We start from the raw sequence: 17,943 nt of genomic DNA, 5'->3' as shown, positions 1-17,943 counted from the left end.
GCCCGTTTCACGACGAAGAAGGCAAGTAGGTCAACGACGATTAACGACGATTAACGACGAGACAAGGATTGGAGGACTGAATGAACGGGAATCCGTTTCTGAAAATACAGGGCCTGGGCCGGGCGCTGATGCTGCCGATCGCGGTATTGCCGGTCGCCGGCATCCTGCTGCGGCTCGGCCAGCCGGACGTGTTCAACATCAAGATGATCGCCGACGCCGGCGGCGCGATCTTCGACAACCTGCCGCTGTTGTTCGCGATCGGCGTGGCGGTCGGCTTCGCGAAGGACAACAACGGCGTGGCGGCGCTCGCGGGCGCGATCGGCTACCTGATCGAAACCGCGATCATGAAGGACATCGATCCCAAGCTGAACATGGGCGTGCTGTCCGGGATCATCGCGGGTGTCGTCGCGGGGCTGCTGTACAACCGCTACAAGGACATCAAGCTGCCGGACTACCTCGCGTTCTTCGGCGGCAAGCGGTTCGTGCCGATCATCACGGGGCTGGTGTGCGTGATATTGGGCATCGCGTTCGGGTACGTATGGCAGCCGATCCAGCATGCGATCGACGCGGCCGGCCAGTGGCTGACGACGGCGGGCGCGATCGGTGCGTTCGTGTTCGGCTTCCTGAACCGCCTGCTGCTCGTCACGGGCCTGCACCACATCATCAACTCGCTCGCGTGGTTCGTGTTCGGCAACTTCACGCCGCCGGCCGGCGGCGAGATCGTGCACGGCGACCTGCACCGCTTCTTCGCGGGCGACCCGACCGCGGGCACCTTCATGGCCGGCTTCTTCCCGATCATGATGTTCGGCCTGCCGGCCGCGTGTCTCGCGATGCTGCACGAAGCGCCGAAGGAGCGCCGCGCGATGGTCGGCGGCCTGCTGTTCTCGATGGCGCTCACGTCGTTCCTGACCGGCGTGACCGAGCCGATCGAATTCAGCTTCATGTTCCTCGCGCCGGTGCTGTACGTGATCCACGCGGTGCTGACGGGGCTGTCGCTCGCGATCTGCCAGATCCTCGGCGTGAAGCTCGGCTTCACGTTCTCGGCCGGCGCGATCGACTACGTGCTGAACTACGGGCTGTCGACGAAGGGCTGGATCGCGATTCCGCTCGGCATCGCGTACGGCGTCGCGTACTACGGGCTGTTCCGCTTCTTCATCCGCAAGTTCAACATGGCCACGCCGGGCCGTGAGCCGGCCTCGGCCGATGCGGCCGCGGAATCGTACGCATCGGGCGGCTTCGTCGCGCCGGCTGCGGGCGCCGCCGCGGTTGCCGCCGCACCGCGCGCGCAACGCTACATCGCCGCGCTCGGCGGCGCGGCCAACCTGTCGGTCGTCGACGCGTGCACCACGCGCCTGCGCCTGACCGTCGTCGATCCGGAAAAGGTATCGGAGCCGGCACTGAAGTCGATCGGCGCACGCGGCGTGCTCAAGCGGGGCGGCAACAGCGTGCAGGTGATCATCGGGCCGGAGGCCGACATCATTGCCGACGAAATGCGCGCCGCGATCGGCGGCGGCGCGACCGGTGCGGCCGCGACGGCGACGGCCGCCGCCGCACAGCCCGTCACGGGCGCGGCCGCCGGCCCGCTCGATCCGGAACCGACGCGCTGGCTCGCGGTGTTCGGCGGGGCGACCAACATCGCGTCGCTCGATGCGGTGGCCACCACGCGCCTGCGCGTGGTCGTGCGCGATCCGTCTGCGGTCGATCGCGAGCGTCTCGGCGCGCTCGACGTCGCATGGGTGTCGCTCGACACGTTCCACATCGTCTGCGGCAATGCGGCGGCTCGCTATGCCGAACAGCTCGGTGCGCGTCTGCCGCCGTCGGGCGGCGGGGCGGCAGCCCAACCGGCGTGATGCGGTGAGGCCGGCCTGATCGATCCGCGCGAGGGATGCGGGCCGGCGGACAAAAGCGGTCAAAGAAAAACGGCTTGTGACGTGTGCGTCGCAAGCCGTTTTTGCTTTGGCGAAGGCAGTGTGCGATAAGTGCGCGACAAGTGTGCGATACGCGATGCGTGGGTCCGCATCGCCTGCCGCTCAACTGCCTGGCCGTTCAGCCGATCACGGATTCGTCAGCGTGAAGGTCGGCTTCCGGTAGCCGACACCGGCACGCTCCAGCTTCGGCAATTCGCGTTGCGTGAGCAGCGTCGCGAAGCCGGCCCAGTCGCGCTGCAGCGCGGCGATGTCGACGTGATGCGTGTCGCCGCGCTTGAAGCGCACGCCGGCCGCATACGGCAGCTCCCAGTCGGCCCGGTGCCACGCGCGCTCGGCGAGCGCGAGCAGCCGCGGATAGGTCATGTATTCGAGGAAGGTGTCGTTGCGCATCACCTCGCCCCACGCCTGGCCCTGCATGCCTTCGATGCGCGGCGCGGGGCCCGTGCCCGTCACCTCGAACGGGTTGCCGTCGCGGTCGCCCATCACTTCTGCGTTCTGCGGCAGGTTCTCCGGCGCGAGCGAGAACACCTTGTACTCGTCGGTCGCGTGCGAGCCCCAGTAGTAGCCGCGCTCGCGCGGATTGAGCGTGTACGGGAAGTCGAAGTACAGGTAGTCGGGCAGCGCTAGCACCGTCTGGTAGCCCTTGCCGCTCAGGTCGCGCGCGCTGTCCGACGCACCCCAGAAGATCGTGTCCCACAGCGACACCATCACGTGGCGCGTGCTGAAATCCTGCGGCCCGTTCGCATGCTTGATGCCGTCCTGCCACGCGGCCATCGTGCCGATCCCGTTCGTGTTGACCGCCGCGCTCACCTGTTTCGCGAAACGCGTCGGCAGCTCGTCGATCGACTTGATCTCGCCGCGCTGGAGCAGCGCCGTGCAAGCCGGCGACCGCGCCCACGGCTTGTCCTGCGCGGCCAGATCGATGCGCCCCTTGTTCGGATCGGTGCCGTTGAGCGCCTGGAAGCCGCCGCCGAGGAAGATGTTCTTCGCTTCGTCGCCGCCGTAGTGCCAGGTCTGCAGCGGCGCCTGCGCGTCCGCGTGCATCGCCGCGATCTCGCGGATCACCTTCGACGCGAAGTTGAGCGCGCCCGGCACGCATGGATTCAGGTCGCTGCGCCGGTCGTAGAACTGCACCGTCGTCAGGTTCGTCGTGTCCTGCGGGTCGAGCAGCCGGTACGCGTTCGCTTCCTGCTCGCGTCCCGCCGCATGCAGCCGCCGGTAGCGCGCCTCCATCGTCACGACGGCCGCGCGCGCATGCGCGGGCATGTCGATCTCGGGGATGATCTGGACGAAGCGCGCGGCCGCGTAGCGCACGAGTGCCACGTAGTCGTCGCGCGTCAGGTAGCCGCCGCCCGAGCGATTGTCGGGGCCGGAGCCGAGCTGCGGCAGCAGGCAGCGCGTCTCGCTCGGGTCGTGGCAGCGGCGCGAGCCGATCTCGGTCAGCTCGGGCAGGCCGGGAATCTCGATGCGCCAGCCTTCGTCGTCGGACAGATGCAGGTGCAGGCGATTGAGCTTGTACGCGCTCATCTGGTCGATCAGGCGGCGCAGCGTCGCCGGCTGCTTGAAGTTGCGCGCGAGGTCGACGTGCATGCCGCGATGCGTGAAGCGCGGTGCATCCTCGACGAGCATCGCCGGAATCGGGCCGCCGCCGGCCGGCGCGAGCGAGTAGAGCGTCTGCACGCCGTAGTAGAGGCCCGCGCGATCGTAGCCTTCGATCAGCACGCCCCGCGGCCCGATCGCGAGCCGGTAGCCGCCCGGTGTCGCGATGTCGGCCGGCAGCCGGCGCGGTGCGACGAAGCCGCGCACCGGCACGCGTGCGCCATCGAGCCCGAGGGTCGTCGCGCGCTCGCGCAGCGCCGCGACCTGCGCGTCCGGCAGCTCCGGCAGCGCGAGTTCGACGCCGCGCAGCTCGAGCGTGCCGGGCAGCGGCTGTTCGCGCTTCACGCTCGGCAGCGCGCGGCCCGGATCGGGTCGTGCGACCACCGGCGGCGCGTTGCCGGTCGAGTTGTTCTGCGCGTCGGCCGGCAGCGATTCGACGTAGCGCAGCTCGTTGTCGGTGTCGTTGTAGCGCAGCACGGCCGGCGGCGCGCCGTCGACGACGACGTACGGGCGCGGAATCACGTCGCTGTAGCGCAGCAGCCAGTATTCGGCGACGAACGGCAGCTCGATGCGTTCCCCGGGCGCGAGCCGCACCGAGCCCGGCTGCGGCGTCAGTTCGTACAGGTCGCCGGTGAGCCGCCGCAGCGCGAAGCCGGGTCGGTCGATCCGCAGCAGGCGGCGGATGCTGTGCAGGTAGAGCTTCCAGCCGCCGTCGGCGATCGCTTGGTGGCCGCGGTTCTGCAGGATCAGGCGGCCCGTTGCGCAGGCCGCGCCGTCGGCGCCGAGATCGGCGCACGGCACGCCGGCCGCGGCTGCGTGGTTGTTGTCGACGGCCACGCGCAACGCGAGGCCGTTCGACAGCAGCGTCGCGAGGCTGGCTGCCTGGGCGGCGGCCGCTGGCGCGGCGCCGGCGTTCGCGTTGGCGGCGCCCGACGCCGGTACCGCGGCGATCGCGGCAGGCGGCAACACCGCGATCAGCAGGGCGGCAATGAGGGATGGCAAGGTACGCTTCATTCGAACTCCTGAGAAAAAGGGGGCGTAGCGGCGCCGTGACGCGACGTCGCTGCGATCGGGTCTTTCAGTGGAGCTGCGGGAGATACCGGCACGCGGGGCGATACGGCTGCCCCACGCGCATTCGGCACGCGGGAGCGTGCGTTACGGAACGGGCGGCGGGCATGCGTGCCGATCGGATCGGCGCGGCGGCGTGCGCGGACTCATCGGCGGCCCATGGCGTTCGCCGCGGCGACGAGGCGGCCACGGCCGGCGGCGCTCGGTTGGCCACGCACGAGCGCGACGACGGCGCGCGCCGTGGCGCACGGACGTCGAGATGGCGCGCATGCGCACGCCACACACGGGATTCGCATGTCTCCCCCACCCAGAAGGATTCGGCCTGTCAGCGGCCGTGTCCAACGATCTTATGAAACCTTTTATTGGTATTCAAGTGGTATCAATCTGGCGCTAAATTGGCATCGCCGGGCGACGCCTGCCAGCGCGGCCAGAATGAAAAAAACCTCGCACGAAGCGAGGTTCTTTTCCCTTCCGGGGGGCGACGGGTGTCAGTCGCGCCGCGCACGCACGGGCGCTTCCTGCGTCTTCTGCCGCGCTTCGAGCCACATCGCGTTGACGATGCCGAACGACAGCGCGACGCCGATACCGAGAATCCAGCTGAAATACCACATGATCCGACTCCTTGCGAAACGATGGGCGAGGGCGTTTGCGCGCCCCGGCCCGGTTCAATGCATCAATACATCGAGTGCGTGTTCTCTTCGAGCGTCTGCTGCGTGACCTTGCCGCGCATCACGCGATACACCCAGCTCGTGTAGAGCAGCACGATCGGCAGGAACACGATCACCGCGATCAGCATCACCTGCAGCGTCATGTGGCTCGACGTCGAATCCCATACGGTCAGGCTGCTGCGCGGGTCGAGCGACGACGGCATGATGAACGGGAACATCGAGAAGCCCGCGGTCAGGATCACGCCGACGATCATCAGGCCCGTGCAGAAGAACGCCGTCTTCTCCTGCTTCGAGCCGGCGAGCAGCAGCGCCAGCACGCCGCCTGCGATCCCGACGACGGGCGCCGCGATCATCCACGGATAGTCGCCGTAGTTCGCGAGCCAGAGGCCCGAACCGGCGGCGACGTCCTTGAGCAGCGGGTTCGCGACGGTGTCGGTCGGTGCCGCATGGGTGATGTGGAAGCCGCCGATATAGGAGGCCACCAGCACGCCGGCCAGCACGAACAGCACGACCGCGAGGAACGACGCGACGCGCAGCGCGATCGATGCACGGCGCGCGATCACGCCGTCGGTCTTCATCTTGATGAACGCGGCGCCGTGCGCGACGAGCATCGTGAGGCTGACGAGCCCGCACAGCAGCGCGAACGGGTTCAGCAACGCCCAGAAGCCGCCGTAGTAGGTCACGCGCAGATCGCTGTCGAACTTGAACGGCACGCCCTGCAGCAGGTTGCCGAACGCGACGCCGAACACCAGCGCCGGCACGAAGCCGCCGACGAACAGGCCCCAGTCCCAGCCCGCGCGCCAGCGTGGGTCCGGCCGCTTGCTGCGGTAGTCGAAGCCCACCGGCCGGAAGAACAGCGCGAACAGCACGAGCAGCATCGCGAAGTAGAAGCCGGAGAACGACGCCGCGTAGACGAGCGGCCAGGCCGCGAACATCGCGCCGCCGGCCGTGATCAGCCACACCTGGTTGCCTTCCCAGGTCGCGCCGACCGTGTTGACGATGATGCGGCGCTCCTCGTCGGTCTTGCCGAGGAACGGCAGCAGCGCGGTCGCGCCCATGTCGAAGCCGTCGGTGACGGCGAAGCCGATCAGCAGCACGCCGACGAGCAGCCACCAGATCAGCTTGAGAGTTGCATAGTCCATAGCGATTCCTTGTTCGGTTGCGAGGGCGTGCTCAGACCGCGGCCCGCTCGCCGGCAGCGGCGAGTTCGTGGTGATAGCGGCCGGTATGCAGCGACGACGGGCCGAGGCGCGCGTACTTGAACATCAGCTTGATCTCGATGACGAACAGCGCGGTGTAGAACAGGATGAAACCGGCGAGGCTCAGGTACAGGTCGCTCGGCTGCAGGCTCGACGCGGACAGGTGCGTCGGCAGCACACCGGCGATCGTCCACGGCTGGCGGCCGAGCTCGGCGACGATCCAGCCGAATTCGATCGCGATCCACGGCAGCGGGATCGCCCACACCGCGTAGCGCAGGAACCAGCGGCGGTTGTCCTGCAGCAGTTGCCGCCGCGCGCAGAACCAGAACGCGGCAACGAACGTCGCGACGAACAGGAAGCCAAGGAACACCATGATCCGGAACGAGAAGAACACCGGCGCGACGGGCGGGATCGTCTTCTTCGCGGCGGCCTTGATCTGCTCGGGCGTCGCATCGGTCACGTTCGGCGTGAACTGCTTGAGCATCAGCCCGTAGCCGAGATACTGCTTGTGCTGGTCGAACAGCGCGCGGGTCGCGTCGCTCGTGTCGCCCTGCTTGAGCTTCTGCAGCGCGCCGTACGCGATCATCCCGCTCTGGATGTGCTCCTCGCTGTGCTTCGCGAGATCGCGCAGGCCGATCACCGGTTCGTCGATCGAGCGCGTCGCGATCAGGCCGAGCGCGTACGGGATCTTGATCGCGTAGTCGGTGCGCTGTTCCTCCTGGTTCGGGATGCCGATCAGCGTGAACGACGCGGGCGCCGGCTGCGTGTCCCATTCGGATTCGATCGCGGCGAGCTTCATCTTCTGCACTTCGCCGGTCGTATAGCCCGATTCGTCGCCGAGCACGATCACGCACAGCGTGGCCGCGAGGCCGAAGCCGGCCGCGACCGCGAACGAGCGCAGCGCGAAGTCGACGTCGCGCTTCTTCAGCAGGTACCACGACGACACGCCGAGCACGAACATCGCCGCCGACACGTAGCCGGCCGACACCGTGTGCACGAACTTCACCTGCGCGACCGGGTTGAACAGCACGTCGAACAGGCTCGTCATCTCCATGCGCATCGTCTGGTAGTTGAACTCGGCGCCGACCGGGTTGTTCATCCAGCCGTTCGCGACGAGGATCCACAGCGCGGACAGGTTCGAGCCCAGCGCGACGAGGAACGTGACGATCAGGTGCTTCACCTTCGACAGGCGGTTCCAGCCGAAGAAGAACAGGCCGACGAACGTCGATTCGAGGAAGAACGCCATCAGGCCTTCGACCGCGAGCGGCACGCCGAAGATGTCGCCGACGTAGTGCGAGTAGTACGACCAGTTCGTGCCGAACTGGAATTCGAGCGTGATGCCGGTCGTCACGCCCATCGCGAAGTTGATCCCGAACAGCTTGCCCCAGAACTGGGTCATGTCCTTGTAGACCTGTTTGCCGGTCATCACGTAGACGGCTTCCATGATGACGAGCAGCCAGGACAGGCCGAGCGTCAGCGGCACGAACAGGAAGTGGTAGAGCGCCGTGATGCCGAACTGCAGGCGTGACAGATCGACGACTTCACTACTTATCATGGTGGTCTCCCTCGGTAGAGGCGGGCACCGGCACCGACAGCAGCTTCTCGGCGACGGCGGCAGGCGGCAACGACATGTGCTCGGCCTGCGGATGATTGAAGAATGCGTATTTGAGCGACATCAGGAGGATCAGCTTGACGATCAGCACCAGGGTGATGTCGCGGGCGAGGGTGGGGCCGCGTGCCCACGCGGCGATGCGCGCACGCCAGCCGATCGTGCCGGCCGGCCGCGAGGGCGGCGCAGGCTCTTTATTGATCGAGATCAAGGCGATTATCCTGAATCGATTTACGTCGGATTGGGGGCGACTTTACGTCGGATTTATGACGGCCGTGAAGCTGTTTTAATCCTTTTGCGCCTGACATGCCAATTTTAAAAGGACTGCTTTCCGATGCCGAGTGCTGCGCTGCGGCAGACCGTCGCGAAACAGGGGGTAAAAATTGAGGTGGATCAAGGCTATGCGGAATGGCGTCGACAATAGCGTAATGCCCGACGAATCCGTTCAATTAACGGGTGAGAAACGGAGCGTGAAACGCGTTGAAAAGCGGGGGAAAAGCAGCGGAAAAACGGACGAAAAAAAACCGCTGCCGGTCGGGCAGCGGTTTTCGATGAAGCGCTCTAAATCGCCGGGATTTACGCGTATTCGGCGAGGGCCGTGCGCATCTTCTTCATCGCGCTCGCTTCGATCTGGCGGATGCGTTCCGCCGACACACCGAACTCGGCGGCGAGATCGTGCAGCGTCGAGCCGCCCGAGCCGTCGTCGTCGACGTGCAGCCAGCGCGCCTCGATGATGCGGCGGCTGCGCGCGTCGAGCGCGTCGAGCGCCTGCGCGATGCCGTCCGTCTGCAGCATGTCGCGCTGACGTGCAGCCAGCACGGCGGTCGGCTCGTTGTGCGAGTCGGCCAGGTAGGCGATCGGCGCGTACGACTCCTCGCCGTCTTCCACTTGGCCTTCGAGCGCGATGTCGCCGCCCGACAGGCGCGTTTCCATCTCGGTGACTTCCTCGCGCTTGACGTTGAGCTCCTGCGCGAGGCCGTCGATTTCCTCGGGCATCATCGCCTGCATGCTCTTCTTGTGGCTGCGCAGGTTGAAGAACAGCTTGCGCTGCGCCTTCGTCGTCGCGACCTTCACCATGCGCCAGTTGCGCAGGATGTACTCATGGATCTCGGCCTTGATCCAGTGAATCGCGTACGACACCAGGCGCACGTTTTGCGCCGGGTCGAACCGCTTCACGGCTTTCATCAGGCCGATGTTGCCTTCCTGGATCAGGTCGCCGTGCGGCAGGCCGTAGCCGAGATAGTTGCGCGCGATCGACACGACGAGACGCAGGTGCGACAGCACGAGGCGGCGCGCCGCGTCGAGGTTGTTGTCCTCGCGGAATTCGGTTGCGTAGCGGCGTTCCTCTTCGGCGGTCAGCAGCGGAATGCGATTGACGGCCTGGATGTACGCGTCGATGTTGCCGAGCTGGCCGGGCAACATCGATTGGGCTGCGAGCGCCAGCGAGCCTGCCGATTCGGCCTTGGCCGGCGTCGGGCTCAGCGTGTTCGGGAGGGTCAGGGCGTGGCTCACTAAAAAACTCCTTTGGAATCAGGGACAAACCCCGGTCTCGAATGAGATTCCGTGGGTCATCTTAGCACTCCCGCAATACGAGTGCTAATTCCTTAGAGCGGGCGGGGGCATCGGAGTTCCCCATTTTTCTATCGAACCGGTTGAGTCGATAGCCTATTCTGCGACACGGGCGGGGCCACGAAGTTCCGTAAGCCGTTGTTTCTGAGGGGAATCAGTAGACGATTTCGATTTTTGTCGTTTTGGAAGCAAACAATTTCGCTTCGTGATGCCGATCCGAAAAGTCCTTTACCATACCATTCAGTTCGCTCGGGCCCGGCCGTTGCGGCAGGCTCCATTCAACCCACAAAGTTGGAGTGTCAGATGAACAATAAGAAGAATCGCCGGCCCGGCAGCCGGCTGGTGCTGCATGCGATGCTGGCAGCGTCTCTTCTGGGCGGATCCGGTGCGGCTTTCGCGGATCGATGGGGGATCCAGGCGGGCGGCGGGTTTTCGGATCGTCGGGGGATCGACAAGGCCGATATCGGCGTGGTGTGGGACCCGGGCTGGAACTGGTGGGAAATCGGCGGCTGGCACTTCGCGTTCGTCGTCGAAGGGCACGCCGGCTACTGGCACACGGGCGGCAACGTCCACGGCAACATCGGCGAGTTCGGCGTCACGCCGATGTTCCGTTTCATCAAGAGCAGCGGGCAGATTCGCCCGTTCATCGAGGCGGGCGGCGGCGTCCGGCTTCTCACGCATCCGACGATCTCGGACAATTTCTCGCTGTCGACCGCGTTCCAGTTCGCGCCGACGGGTGGCGTGGGCGTGCAGTTCGGCCAACGGCAACAGTATCAGGTCGGCTACCGTTTCGAACATGTGTCTAACGCGGGTATCAAAGAGCCGAATCCTGGTATAAATTTCCACCAGTTCTACCTGCAGTACAACTTCTGATCCGTACGCCCGTGCAAGGCGGGCGCGTTGCCGAGGAGTCAGGCGATGGCGAAGGTGGTCGATGCGATCCGCGCGCTCGAGCGCGACCGGTTCCGGGCGATGGTGGACGGCGACGGGGAGGCGCTCGCCGCGCTGCTGTCGGACAAGGTGTTTTTCGTCCACACCAACGGCAAGCGCGAAACCAAGCAGCAGTTCATCGACGCCATCGTCGCCGGCCGCCGCCGCTATCGCCAGATCGAAATCCAGTCGCAGGACGTGCTGCCGGTCGGCGACGAGACCTGCGTCGTCACCGGCCGCGCGTTGATCGAGATGGAAACGAACAACGGCGGCCTCGTCTTCCCGATTGCCTATACGTCCGTCCACACGCACGACCAGGGCCACTGGTGCCTGTTCGCGTGGCAGGCGACGCGGTGCGCGACCGAGACGTGAGCGCGGGTGGCGCGCCTTTTCATGTCCCGACCGAAGCGGCCTTCTGAGCCGCTTCTTGTTGCCCCGTGCGGCGCGGATCGCGCGGCGCACGGGCGGTTACGCACCGCTCGCTGACATTCAACCCTGCATCGAAGTCCGGCGCTCAGGCCGCCGCGCGTCGATCCGTGCAGTGCCATGCCGAGCGGTTGATCGCGCTGACGACCGCATCGAGTGCCGCGCTCGCCGCGTCGGCGTGCACGCCGACCCCGTGCCGCAGCGGCGCGTCGCCAACCCGGCAACCGACCGATACCGCGATCCGGCCGTCCGCGGCGCGCGTGTGTTCGCACGACGCGACGTCGATCGCGGCGCCGGCGGCCGTCGCAAATGCCGCGGCGAAACGTCGCACCGCGTCGTCGGGCGTCGCGTCGGCGGCGGGCGCCACCGCGATCTCGCGGTTTTGCCAGCGCGCGCCGCTGCCGTGACGTGCGGCCGGGCCGTCGGTCTCGAAGAATTCGCGGGAGAACAGCGCGCAAATCGCGTCGCCCGTCACTTCCTCGCCCGACGCGTCGGCGAGCGTCTGCACCGCATGGCTGAATTCGATCTGGACGCGGCGCGTCGGCGTGAAGCCCATCCCGCGCTCGAGCAGGAACGTCGCGCCGCCCTTGCCCGACTGGCTGTTCACGCGGATCACCGCATCGTAGCTGCGGCCGAGGTCGGCCGGGTCGATCGGCAGGTACGGGACCTCCCAGATCGCATCGGGACGCTGCTGCGCGAAGCCCTTGCGGATCGCATCCTGGTGCGAGCCCGAGAACGCGGTGAACACGAGGTCGCCCGCGTACGGGTGGCGCGGATGTACGGGAATCTGGTTGCAGCGCTCGACGACGCGGCGCACCGCGTCGATGTCGGAGAAATCGAGGCCCGGGTCGATGCCTTGCGTGTAGAGATTCAACGCGAGCGTGACGAGATCGACGTTGCCGGTGCGCTCGCCGTTGCCGAACAGGCAGCCCTCGATGCGGTCGGCGCCCGCGAGCAGCGCGAGTTCGGCCGCCGCGACCGCGGTGCCGCGATCGTTGTGCGGATGCACGGACAGCACGATGCTGTCGCGATACGCGAGGTTGCGGTCCATCCATTCGATCTGGTCGGCGAACACGTTCGGGGTCGCGGCCTCGACGGTGGCCGGCAGGTTGACGATCATCTTGTGGTCGCGGGTCGGGCGCCACGTCTGCGCGACCGCGTCGCAGATCTCGCGCGCGAACGTCAGCTCGGTCATGCTGAAGGTTTCCGGCGAGTACTGGAAGGTCCAGCGGGTATCGGGGCGCGCGGTCGCGTGTGCCTTGATGATGCGCGTGCCGTCGATCGCGAGCGCCTTCACGTCGTTCTTCGACATCCCGAACACGATGCGGCGGAACGACGGGCAGACCGCGTTGTACAGGTGCACGATCGCGCGCGGCGCGCCTTCGAGCGCATCGAACGTACGGGCGATCAGGTCTTCGCGCGACTGCACGAGCACCTCGATCGTCACGTCTTCGGGAATCCGCTTGTCGTCGATCAGCTTGCGCACGAAATCGAAGTCGGTTTGCGACGCCGACGGAAAACCGACTTCGATCTCCTTGAACCCGATGGCGACGAGCATTTCGAAGAACTCGAGCTTCTGCTCGATGCTCATCGGCTCGATCAGCGACTGGTTGCCGTCGCGCAGGTCGGTGCTCATCCACACGGGCGCACGCTCGATGGTGCGGGCCGGCCAGCGGCGGCCATTGAGGCGGACGGGCTCGAACGGACGGTACTTGTCTTGCGGATTGCGCATCATCTTCTGGACCTCGGGTCTCAAGTCGCGAGCGAAGACGGGCGGCATGGGCGACGGTTGGCGCTGCCTCGCACCCGGCGCGCGATGGCGCCGCGGATGCGGATGATCTTCGCGAATCGGCCGACGGATGGACGGACGAATGCTGACGACTTCGGGTTGTAAAAACTGCGAGAGGGGTACGGCGAGGAACTGCTGGGAGGACCGTGCGGACGGCACACGGCGCTACGACAGCCTTAGGCTAGTCGTAGCGATAGCGGCCGCGCTAGGCGGCCGGAGGTAATTCGGAGGGGGTTCGGAAAGGAACGCATGACGGCCACTCTATGCCAGGATGCGCCCGCGTGTCAAATGTCGGGATAAAGGGGCGGGTAGTCGTCGCGCCGTCAGCGCGCGATGCGGGCGATCTGCACGATCGTCGCGACCTGTCGCGCCACGGTATCGGGCACCGGCACCTCGCCGCGCAGCACGGCGTCCGTCCACGCGGCCGTGGTCGCCGCATCGCGCGACTCGGGCAGTGCGACGGGCGGCGCGTCGGTCGACGAACGCTCGGCGTCGATCAGCGTGTCGCACACGCCGTCGTGCAGCCAGTCGACCTGCACCTGGCGGCGCGTGTCGGCCACCGCTTCGCCTTCGGTGCCGCGCGCGAGCAGCGCGCCGCCGAGCGCGGCGTCCGGATGATCGCGGAACAGCGCTGCGAGGCTGTCGCGGTACGGCGGGTGCGTGTAGTTGACGAGCCGCAGCCCGGCCGGCGCGAACGGCTGCAGGATCTTCACGAGCGTATGCGTCGAATTCCGTACGCCGAGCACGCCGCGCATCGACAGCAGGCGCGCGATGCGCGGCGCCAGCACGTCGATCGGTGCGAACGCGACGCGGCGTTCGGCGAGCGTGTCCTCGATCGCATCGTGCGACGTCGATGGCGCGAGCGACAGCGCCGAGAAGATCTCGGCGCTCGTCACGCGGCCCGGATCGCGCTCCACCCCATGCACGAGCACCGGCACGCCTTCCCGCGCGAGCAGCAGCGCAAGCAGCGGCACGAGGTTCGGCTGCTTGCGCGCGCCGTTGTAGCTCGGGATCGACACCGGGCGGAACGCGGCGTCCTGTACGTGCACGGGCTCGAACGACGCCTGCGCGGCGGCGAGCATCGCGGCCAGTTCGTCGGCGGATTCGCCCTTCAGCCGATAGGCGATCAGGATCGCGCCGAGTTCGACGTCCGACACGCGCGCATCGAGCATCGCGCGGTAGAGCGCGAACGTGTCCTCGGCGGACAGGGCGCGCGCGCCGTTCGGGCCGCGACCGATTTCCTTGATGAAGCGGGCGCAAGGGAACGGAGCGGCGGCGGGATCGTGGGAAGCGGTCATCGGAACGTGGGGCGGGCGGCCGGCATCGGGCCGCGCGGTGAGCGGTAAGGAATGCCCCGAGTATCGCACGGGCGCGGCCGCGCATCGTGCCGCGCTACACTCTGGTTCCCGGCGGCACGCGCGCCGCTGCGCCGCGCCCAGGCCGCCGCCGGCCGAATACGACCAAAGAGAGACATCCCATGAAGCTCTACAGCTATTTCCGCAGTTCCGCGTCGTACCGCGTGCGGATCGCCCTGAACCTGAAGCAGCTGCCGTTCGACTATGCCCCCGTCCACATGCTGCGCGACGGCGGCGAGCAACTGAAGGACGCGTACCGCGCACTGAATCCGGATGGGGTCGTACCGACGCTGATCGATGGCGACGCGACGCTGCAGCAGTCGCTCGCGATCATCGAATATCTCGACGAAACCCATCCCGAGCCCGCGCTGCTGCCGAAGCAGCCGGTCGATCGCGCGTACGTGCGCGCGGTCGCGCTGCAGATCGCGTGCGAGATCCACCCGCTCAACAACCTGCGCGTGCTGAAGTACCTGAAGCACACGCTGAAGGTGCCCGAGGACGCGAAGAACGCGTGGTACCGGCACTGGATCGAGGCGGGCTTCGACACGCTCGAGACGCGTCTCGCGAACGATCCGCGCACCGGCAAGCTGTGTTTCGGCGACACGCCGACGCTCGCCGACGTGTGCCTCGTGCCGCAGGTGTTCAACGCGAACCGCTTCTCGATCGACACGACGCGTTTCCCGACGATCCAGCGGATCGTCGACCATGCGGCGACGATCGATGCGTTCAAGGCCGCCGAGCCGGGCGCGCAGCCGGACGCGGAATGAGCGGGGCGCGCCCGCGGCGCGCATGAAAAAGGGGCGCCCGAAGGCGCCCCGTGGGATGCGAGCCGGCGGCGTTCAGCCGAGCAGTGCGTCCGCGAATTCCACCGCGCTGAACGGCTGAAGGTCCTCGACCTTCTCGCCGACGCCGATGAAGTAGACGGGCACCGGGCGTTGCCGCGCGATCGCGGCGAGAATCCCGCCCTTCGCGGTGCCGTCGAGCTTCGTGACGATCAGGCCGGTCAGGCCCAGCGCGTCGTCGAACGCCTTCACCTGCGTGAGCGCGTTCTGGCCGGTGTTCGCGTCGATCACCAGCAGCACTTCGTGCGGCGCGCCGTCGTGCGCCTTCGCGATCACGCGCTTCACCTTCTTCAGCTCTTCCATCAAATGGAGCTGCGTCGGCAGGCGACCGGCCGTGTCGGCCATCATCACGTCGATCTTGCGCGCGCGCGCGGCGCTGACCGCGTCGAAGATCACCGCGGCCGGATCGCCGCTTTCCTGCTGCACGACCGTCACGTTGTTGCGCTCGCCCCAGACCGCCAACTGTTCGCGCGCGGCCGCGCGGAACGTGTCGCCGGCGGCCAGCAGCACCGACTGGTCGAAGCTCTGCAGATGCTTTGCGAGCTTGCCGATGCTGGTCGTCTTGCCCGCGCCGTTCACGCCGGTGATCATCATCACGAGCGGCTGCGCGCGGCCGAGCATCAGCGATTTCTCGAGCGGCGTCAGCAGCTCGACGAGCAGGTCGTGCAGCGCATCCTTCACCTGCCGCGGATCGGTCAGCCGGCCCGCGCGCACCTTCTCGCGCAGCGCGCCGAGCAGGTACTCGGTCGCGTCGACGCCCGCGTCGGACATCAGCAGCGCGGTTTCGAGCTCCTCGTACAGATCCTCGTCGATCTTCGTGTTGACGAACACGCCGGTGATGCTCGAACCCGTCTTCGCGAGCCCCGTTTTCAGGCGCGCGAGCCACGACTTCTTCGCGGACGCGTCCTGCAGCGGCGGCGGGACGATCTCGACCGTCTCGACGACTTCGTCGCGGCCGTCGTTGGTCGGCGTGACCGTCATCACGACGGCCGGCGCGGCGGGTTGCGCAGGCGCGTGCGGCACGTCGGCCGCGGGCGGCGCGTCGAGCACGGGCGCCGCCTCGGACGCATCGTCCGCTTGTTGCGCGTCGGCCGATTGCGATTCCGCCGGATCGGGCTCCTGCGTTTTCTTGAATCGTTTGAAGAAACTGAACATGGTGTGGCGTCGGGAAGAGGGCGGGCCGCCGCCAAGAGCGGGGCGCCGGACGGGCCGTTCTGCGTTCGCGCGGGCGCGGCGCACGGCGGCCGAAACCGTGCATTTTATCAGTGCGGCGTGGCCCTCGCGTCAGTGCGCGTCGCCGCTGTGGTAACGTGCGCCTGTTTGGCGGCGCGCCCCTGCGCGTGCCCGGTCCCTCCGTCGTCGATATCCCGTATGTCCCGTTCCTCTTCCGGCCGCCCGGCGGCCCCTTCCAGTCGCGGCAAGCCGCACACGATCCGCATCATCGGCGGCGACTGGAAACGCACGCCGCTCGCGGTGCTCGATCTCGATGGCCTGCGCCCGACGCCCGATCGCGTGCGCGAGACGCTGTTCAACTGGCTCGGCCAGGATCTCGAAGGCCGGCGCTGCCTCGACCTGTTCGCGGGCACCGGCGCGCTCGGCTTCGAAGCCGCGTCGCGCGGCGCGGCGAGCGTCGTGATGGTCGAGCGCCATCCGCGCGCCGCGCAGCAGTTGCGTGCGATCAAGGACAAACTCGGCGCCCGTTCGGTCGAGATCGCCGAAGCCGATGCGCTGCGGCTCGCGGCCGGGCTCACGCCGGGCGCGTTCGACGTCGTGTTCCTCGATCCGCCGTTCGACGACCTGGCCGCGCTCGAGCGCGCGATCGCGCTGTCGGCGCCGCTCGTCGCGGCGGGCGGCGCGCTGTATGTCGAAACGGGGGCGGAACTCGATCCGGCCGCGCACGACGCGCTCGCGGGCTGGCAGGTAGTGAAGCAGGGCAAGGCCGGTGCGGTTCACTATCATTTGCTGCGCCGCGAAAATGATGAATAATGCGCGTTCCATACGAGGCGGCGCGCCCCAAAGGCGACGCATGCCCATCTCGGCAGCGGCGCGTGCATCGCGCGGCTGCCATCCCGTTTGCGTGATGACAGGAGGAGCGACATGGTAGTCGCCGTGTATCCCGGTACGTTCGATCCGCTGACGCGCGGGCACGAAGACCTCGTGCGGCGTGCGTCGAGCATTTTTGATACGCTGGTGGTGGGCGTTGCCGACAGCCGCGCGAAGAAGCCGTTTTTCTCGCTCGAAGAACGTCTGACGATTGCGAACGAGGTGCTCGGCCATTATCCGAACGTGAAGGTGATGAGTTTCACCGGGCTCCTGAAGGATTTCGTCCGCGTCAACAATGCGCGGGTGATCGTGCGCGGGCTGCGCGCCGTGTCCGATTTCGAATATGAGTTCCAGATGGCGGGGATGAACCGCTATCTGCTGCCCGACGTCGAGACGATGTTCATGACGCCGTCCGACCAGTACCAGTTCATCTCGGGGACGATCGTGCGCGAGATCGCGCAGTTGGGCGGCGATGTCAGCAAATTCGTGTTTCCGTCCGTCGAGAAGTGGCTGACCGAGAAAGTCACGGCGATGGGAGGCCCTGCCGCGTGACGCGGCGCGGCCGGTTGCGAAGCCGGCCGCCGGCCTGAAGAAGTGAGATCAGTATGGCTTTGATGATTACCGACGAGTGCATCAATTGCGACGTGTGCGAGCCCGAGTGCCCGAACGGCGCGATTTCGATGGGCCCGGACATCTACGTGATCGACCCGAACAAGTGCACCGAGTGCGTCGGCCATTTCGACGAACCGCAGTGCCAGCAGGTGTGTCCGGTCGAATGCATTCCGCGCGATCCGCAGTATGACGAATCGCACGCGCAATTGATGGAGAAGTACCACGCGTTGATCGCCGTGAAGGGCGACGACGCATCGTGATCCTGCGCTGACGCGCGCGCTTCGATTGATCGGCGCGCGCGTCGTG

General features: G+C 67.0%; 16 protein-coding genes. 7 read left to right on the top strand and 9 right to left on the bottom strand.

Features of this window, described 5'->3' with window-relative positions:
- Positions 1–80: 80 nt before the first annotated feature.
- Entirely contained in the window at positions 81–1,850 is a 1,770-nt protein-coding gene (nagE, locus tag HWX07_RS21140) for an N-acetylglucosamine-specific PTS transporter subunit IIBC (RefSeq protein WP_175877554.1), read from the top strand.
- A gap of 204 nt (positions 1,851–2,054) precedes the next feature.
- On the opposite strand, the gene HWX07_RS21135 is transcribed toward nagE, so the two are convergent.
- The 6 genes from HWX07_RS21135 to rpoH form a co-directional block, all read right to left on the bottom strand.
- On the bottom strand, positions 2,055–4,541 hold the full coding sequence (locus HWX07_RS21135) for a family 20 glycosylhydrolase (protein WP_175877553.1): 2,487 nt from the start codon (positions 4,539–4,541) through the stop codon (positions 2,055–2,057).
- A 542-nt stretch (positions 4,542–5,083) separates the two neighbouring features.
- Positions 5,084–5,206, bottom strand: coding sequence for a cytochrome bd-I oxidase subunit CydX (gene cydX / locus HWX07_RS21130; RefSeq protein WP_006477761.1), 123 nt, complete (start codon positions 5,204–5,206; stop codon positions 5,084–5,086).
- 62 nt (positions 5,207–5,268) lie between these two features.
- Positions 5,269–6,405, bottom strand: coding sequence for a cytochrome d ubiquinol oxidase subunit II (gene cydB, locus HWX07_RS21125; protein WP_175877552.1), 1,137 nt, complete (start codon positions 6,403–6,405; stop codon positions 5,269–5,271).
- Between the two features lie 31 nt (positions 6,406–6,436).
- The gene (locus tag HWX07_RS21120) at positions 6,437–8,017 is read right to left on the bottom strand and encodes a cytochrome ubiquinol oxidase subunit I (RefSeq protein WP_175877551.1); all 1,581 of its coding nucleotides are present in this window, start codon (positions 8,015–8,017) and stop codon (positions 6,437–6,439) included.
- Positions 8,007–8,288 (bottom strand): cytochrome oxidase putative small subunit CydP, encoded by a 282-nt coding sequence (gene cydP / locus HWX07_RS21115; protein ID WP_175877797.1) that lies wholly within the window; start codon positions 8,286–8,288, stop codon positions 8,007–8,009. Before cydP ends, HWX07_RS21120 begins: the two co-directional genes overlap by 11 nt.
- Positions 8,289–8,647: 359 nt before the next feature.
- Positions 8,648–9,583, bottom strand: a complete 936-nt coding sequence (gene rpoH, locus HWX07_RS21110) for an RNA polymerase sigma factor RpoH (protein ID WP_175877550.1) — start codon at positions 9,581–9,583, stop codon at positions 8,648–8,650.
- 360 nt (positions 9,584–9,943) lie between these two features.
- Between rpoH and pagL the strand changes: the two genes are divergently transcribed.
- The gene (gene pagL, locus HWX07_RS21105) at positions 9,944–10,513 is read left to right on the top strand and encodes a lipid A 3-O-deacylase PagL (RefSeq protein ID WP_011546256.1); all 570 of its coding nucleotides are present in this window, start codon (positions 9,944–9,946) and stop codon (positions 10,511–10,513) included.
- A gap of 45 nt (positions 10,514–10,558) precedes the next feature.
- Positions 10,559–10,942 carry a nuclear transport factor 2 family protein gene (locus HWX07_RS21100; protein WP_175877549.1) on the top strand — a complete coding sequence of 128 codons (384 nt, stop codon included), beginning with the start codon at positions 10,559–10,561 and terminating at the stop codon, positions 10,940–10,942.
- A gap of 142 nt (positions 10,943–11,084) precedes the next feature.
- Here the strand turns inward: HWX07_RS21100 and leuA are convergent, their stop codons facing one another.
- On the bottom strand, positions 11,085–12,731 hold the full coding sequence (gene leuA, locus HWX07_RS21095) for a 2-isopropylmalate synthase (protein ID WP_175877548.1): 1,647 nt from the start codon (positions 12,729–12,731) through the stop codon (positions 11,085–11,087).
- A gap of 377 nt (positions 12,732–13,108) precedes the next feature.
- Positions 13,109–14,083: a DNA-binding protein YbiB gene (ybiB, locus tag HWX07_RS21090; protein ID WP_175877547.1), complete on the bottom strand. Its 975-nt coding sequence runs from the start codon at positions 14,081–14,083 to the stop codon at positions 13,109–13,111.
- 179 nt (positions 14,084–14,262) lie between these two features.
- Between ybiB and maiA the strand changes: the two genes are divergently transcribed.
- Entirely contained in the window at positions 14,263–14,907 is a 645-nt protein-coding gene (gene maiA / locus HWX07_RS21085) for a maleylacetoacetate isomerase (RefSeq protein WP_175877546.1), read from the top strand.
- 72 nt (positions 14,908–14,979) lie between these two features.
- Here maiA and ftsY read toward each other — a convergent pair whose 3' ends face one another.
- A complete protein-coding gene (ftsY, locus tag HWX07_RS21080; RefSeq protein ID WP_175877545.1) occupies positions 14,980–16,137 on the bottom strand; it encodes a signal recognition particle-docking protein FtsY in 1,158 nt (385 codons plus the stop codon).
- Positions 16,138–16,353: 216 nt separating this feature from the next.
- Here ftsY and rsmD point away from each other — a divergent pair, with 216 nt between their 5' ends.
- From rsmD to HWX07_RS21065, 3 genes are all read left to right on the top strand, one after another.
- Positions 16,354–16,968: a 16S rRNA (guanine(966)-N(2))-methyltransferase RsmD gene (rsmD, locus tag HWX07_RS21075; RefSeq protein ID WP_175877544.1), complete on the top strand. Its 615-nt coding sequence runs from the start codon at positions 16,354–16,356 to the stop codon at positions 16,966–16,968.
- Positions 16,969–17,079: 111 nt separating this feature from the next.
- Positions 17,080–17,577, top strand: coding sequence for a pantetheine-phosphate adenylyltransferase (coaD, locus tag HWX07_RS21070; protein WP_006477773.1), 498 nt, complete (start codon positions 17,080–17,082; stop codon positions 17,575–17,577).
- Positions 17,578–17,630: 53 nt separating this feature from the next.
- Positions 17,631–17,897 (top strand): YfhL family 4Fe-4S dicluster ferredoxin, encoded by a 267-nt coding sequence (locus tag HWX07_RS21065; protein WP_175877543.1) that lies wholly within the window; start codon positions 17,631–17,633, stop codon positions 17,895–17,897.
- Positions 17,898–17,943: the final 46 nt, after the last annotated feature.

Origin of the sequence: Burkholderia sp. BCC0097 (genome assembly GCF_902832985.1) — a bacterium.
GTDB lineage: Bacteria > Pseudomonadota > Gammaproteobacteria > Burkholderiales > Burkholderiaceae > Burkholderia > Burkholderia orbicola.
This window is presented reverse-complemented; position numbering and strand designations above follow the sequence as displayed.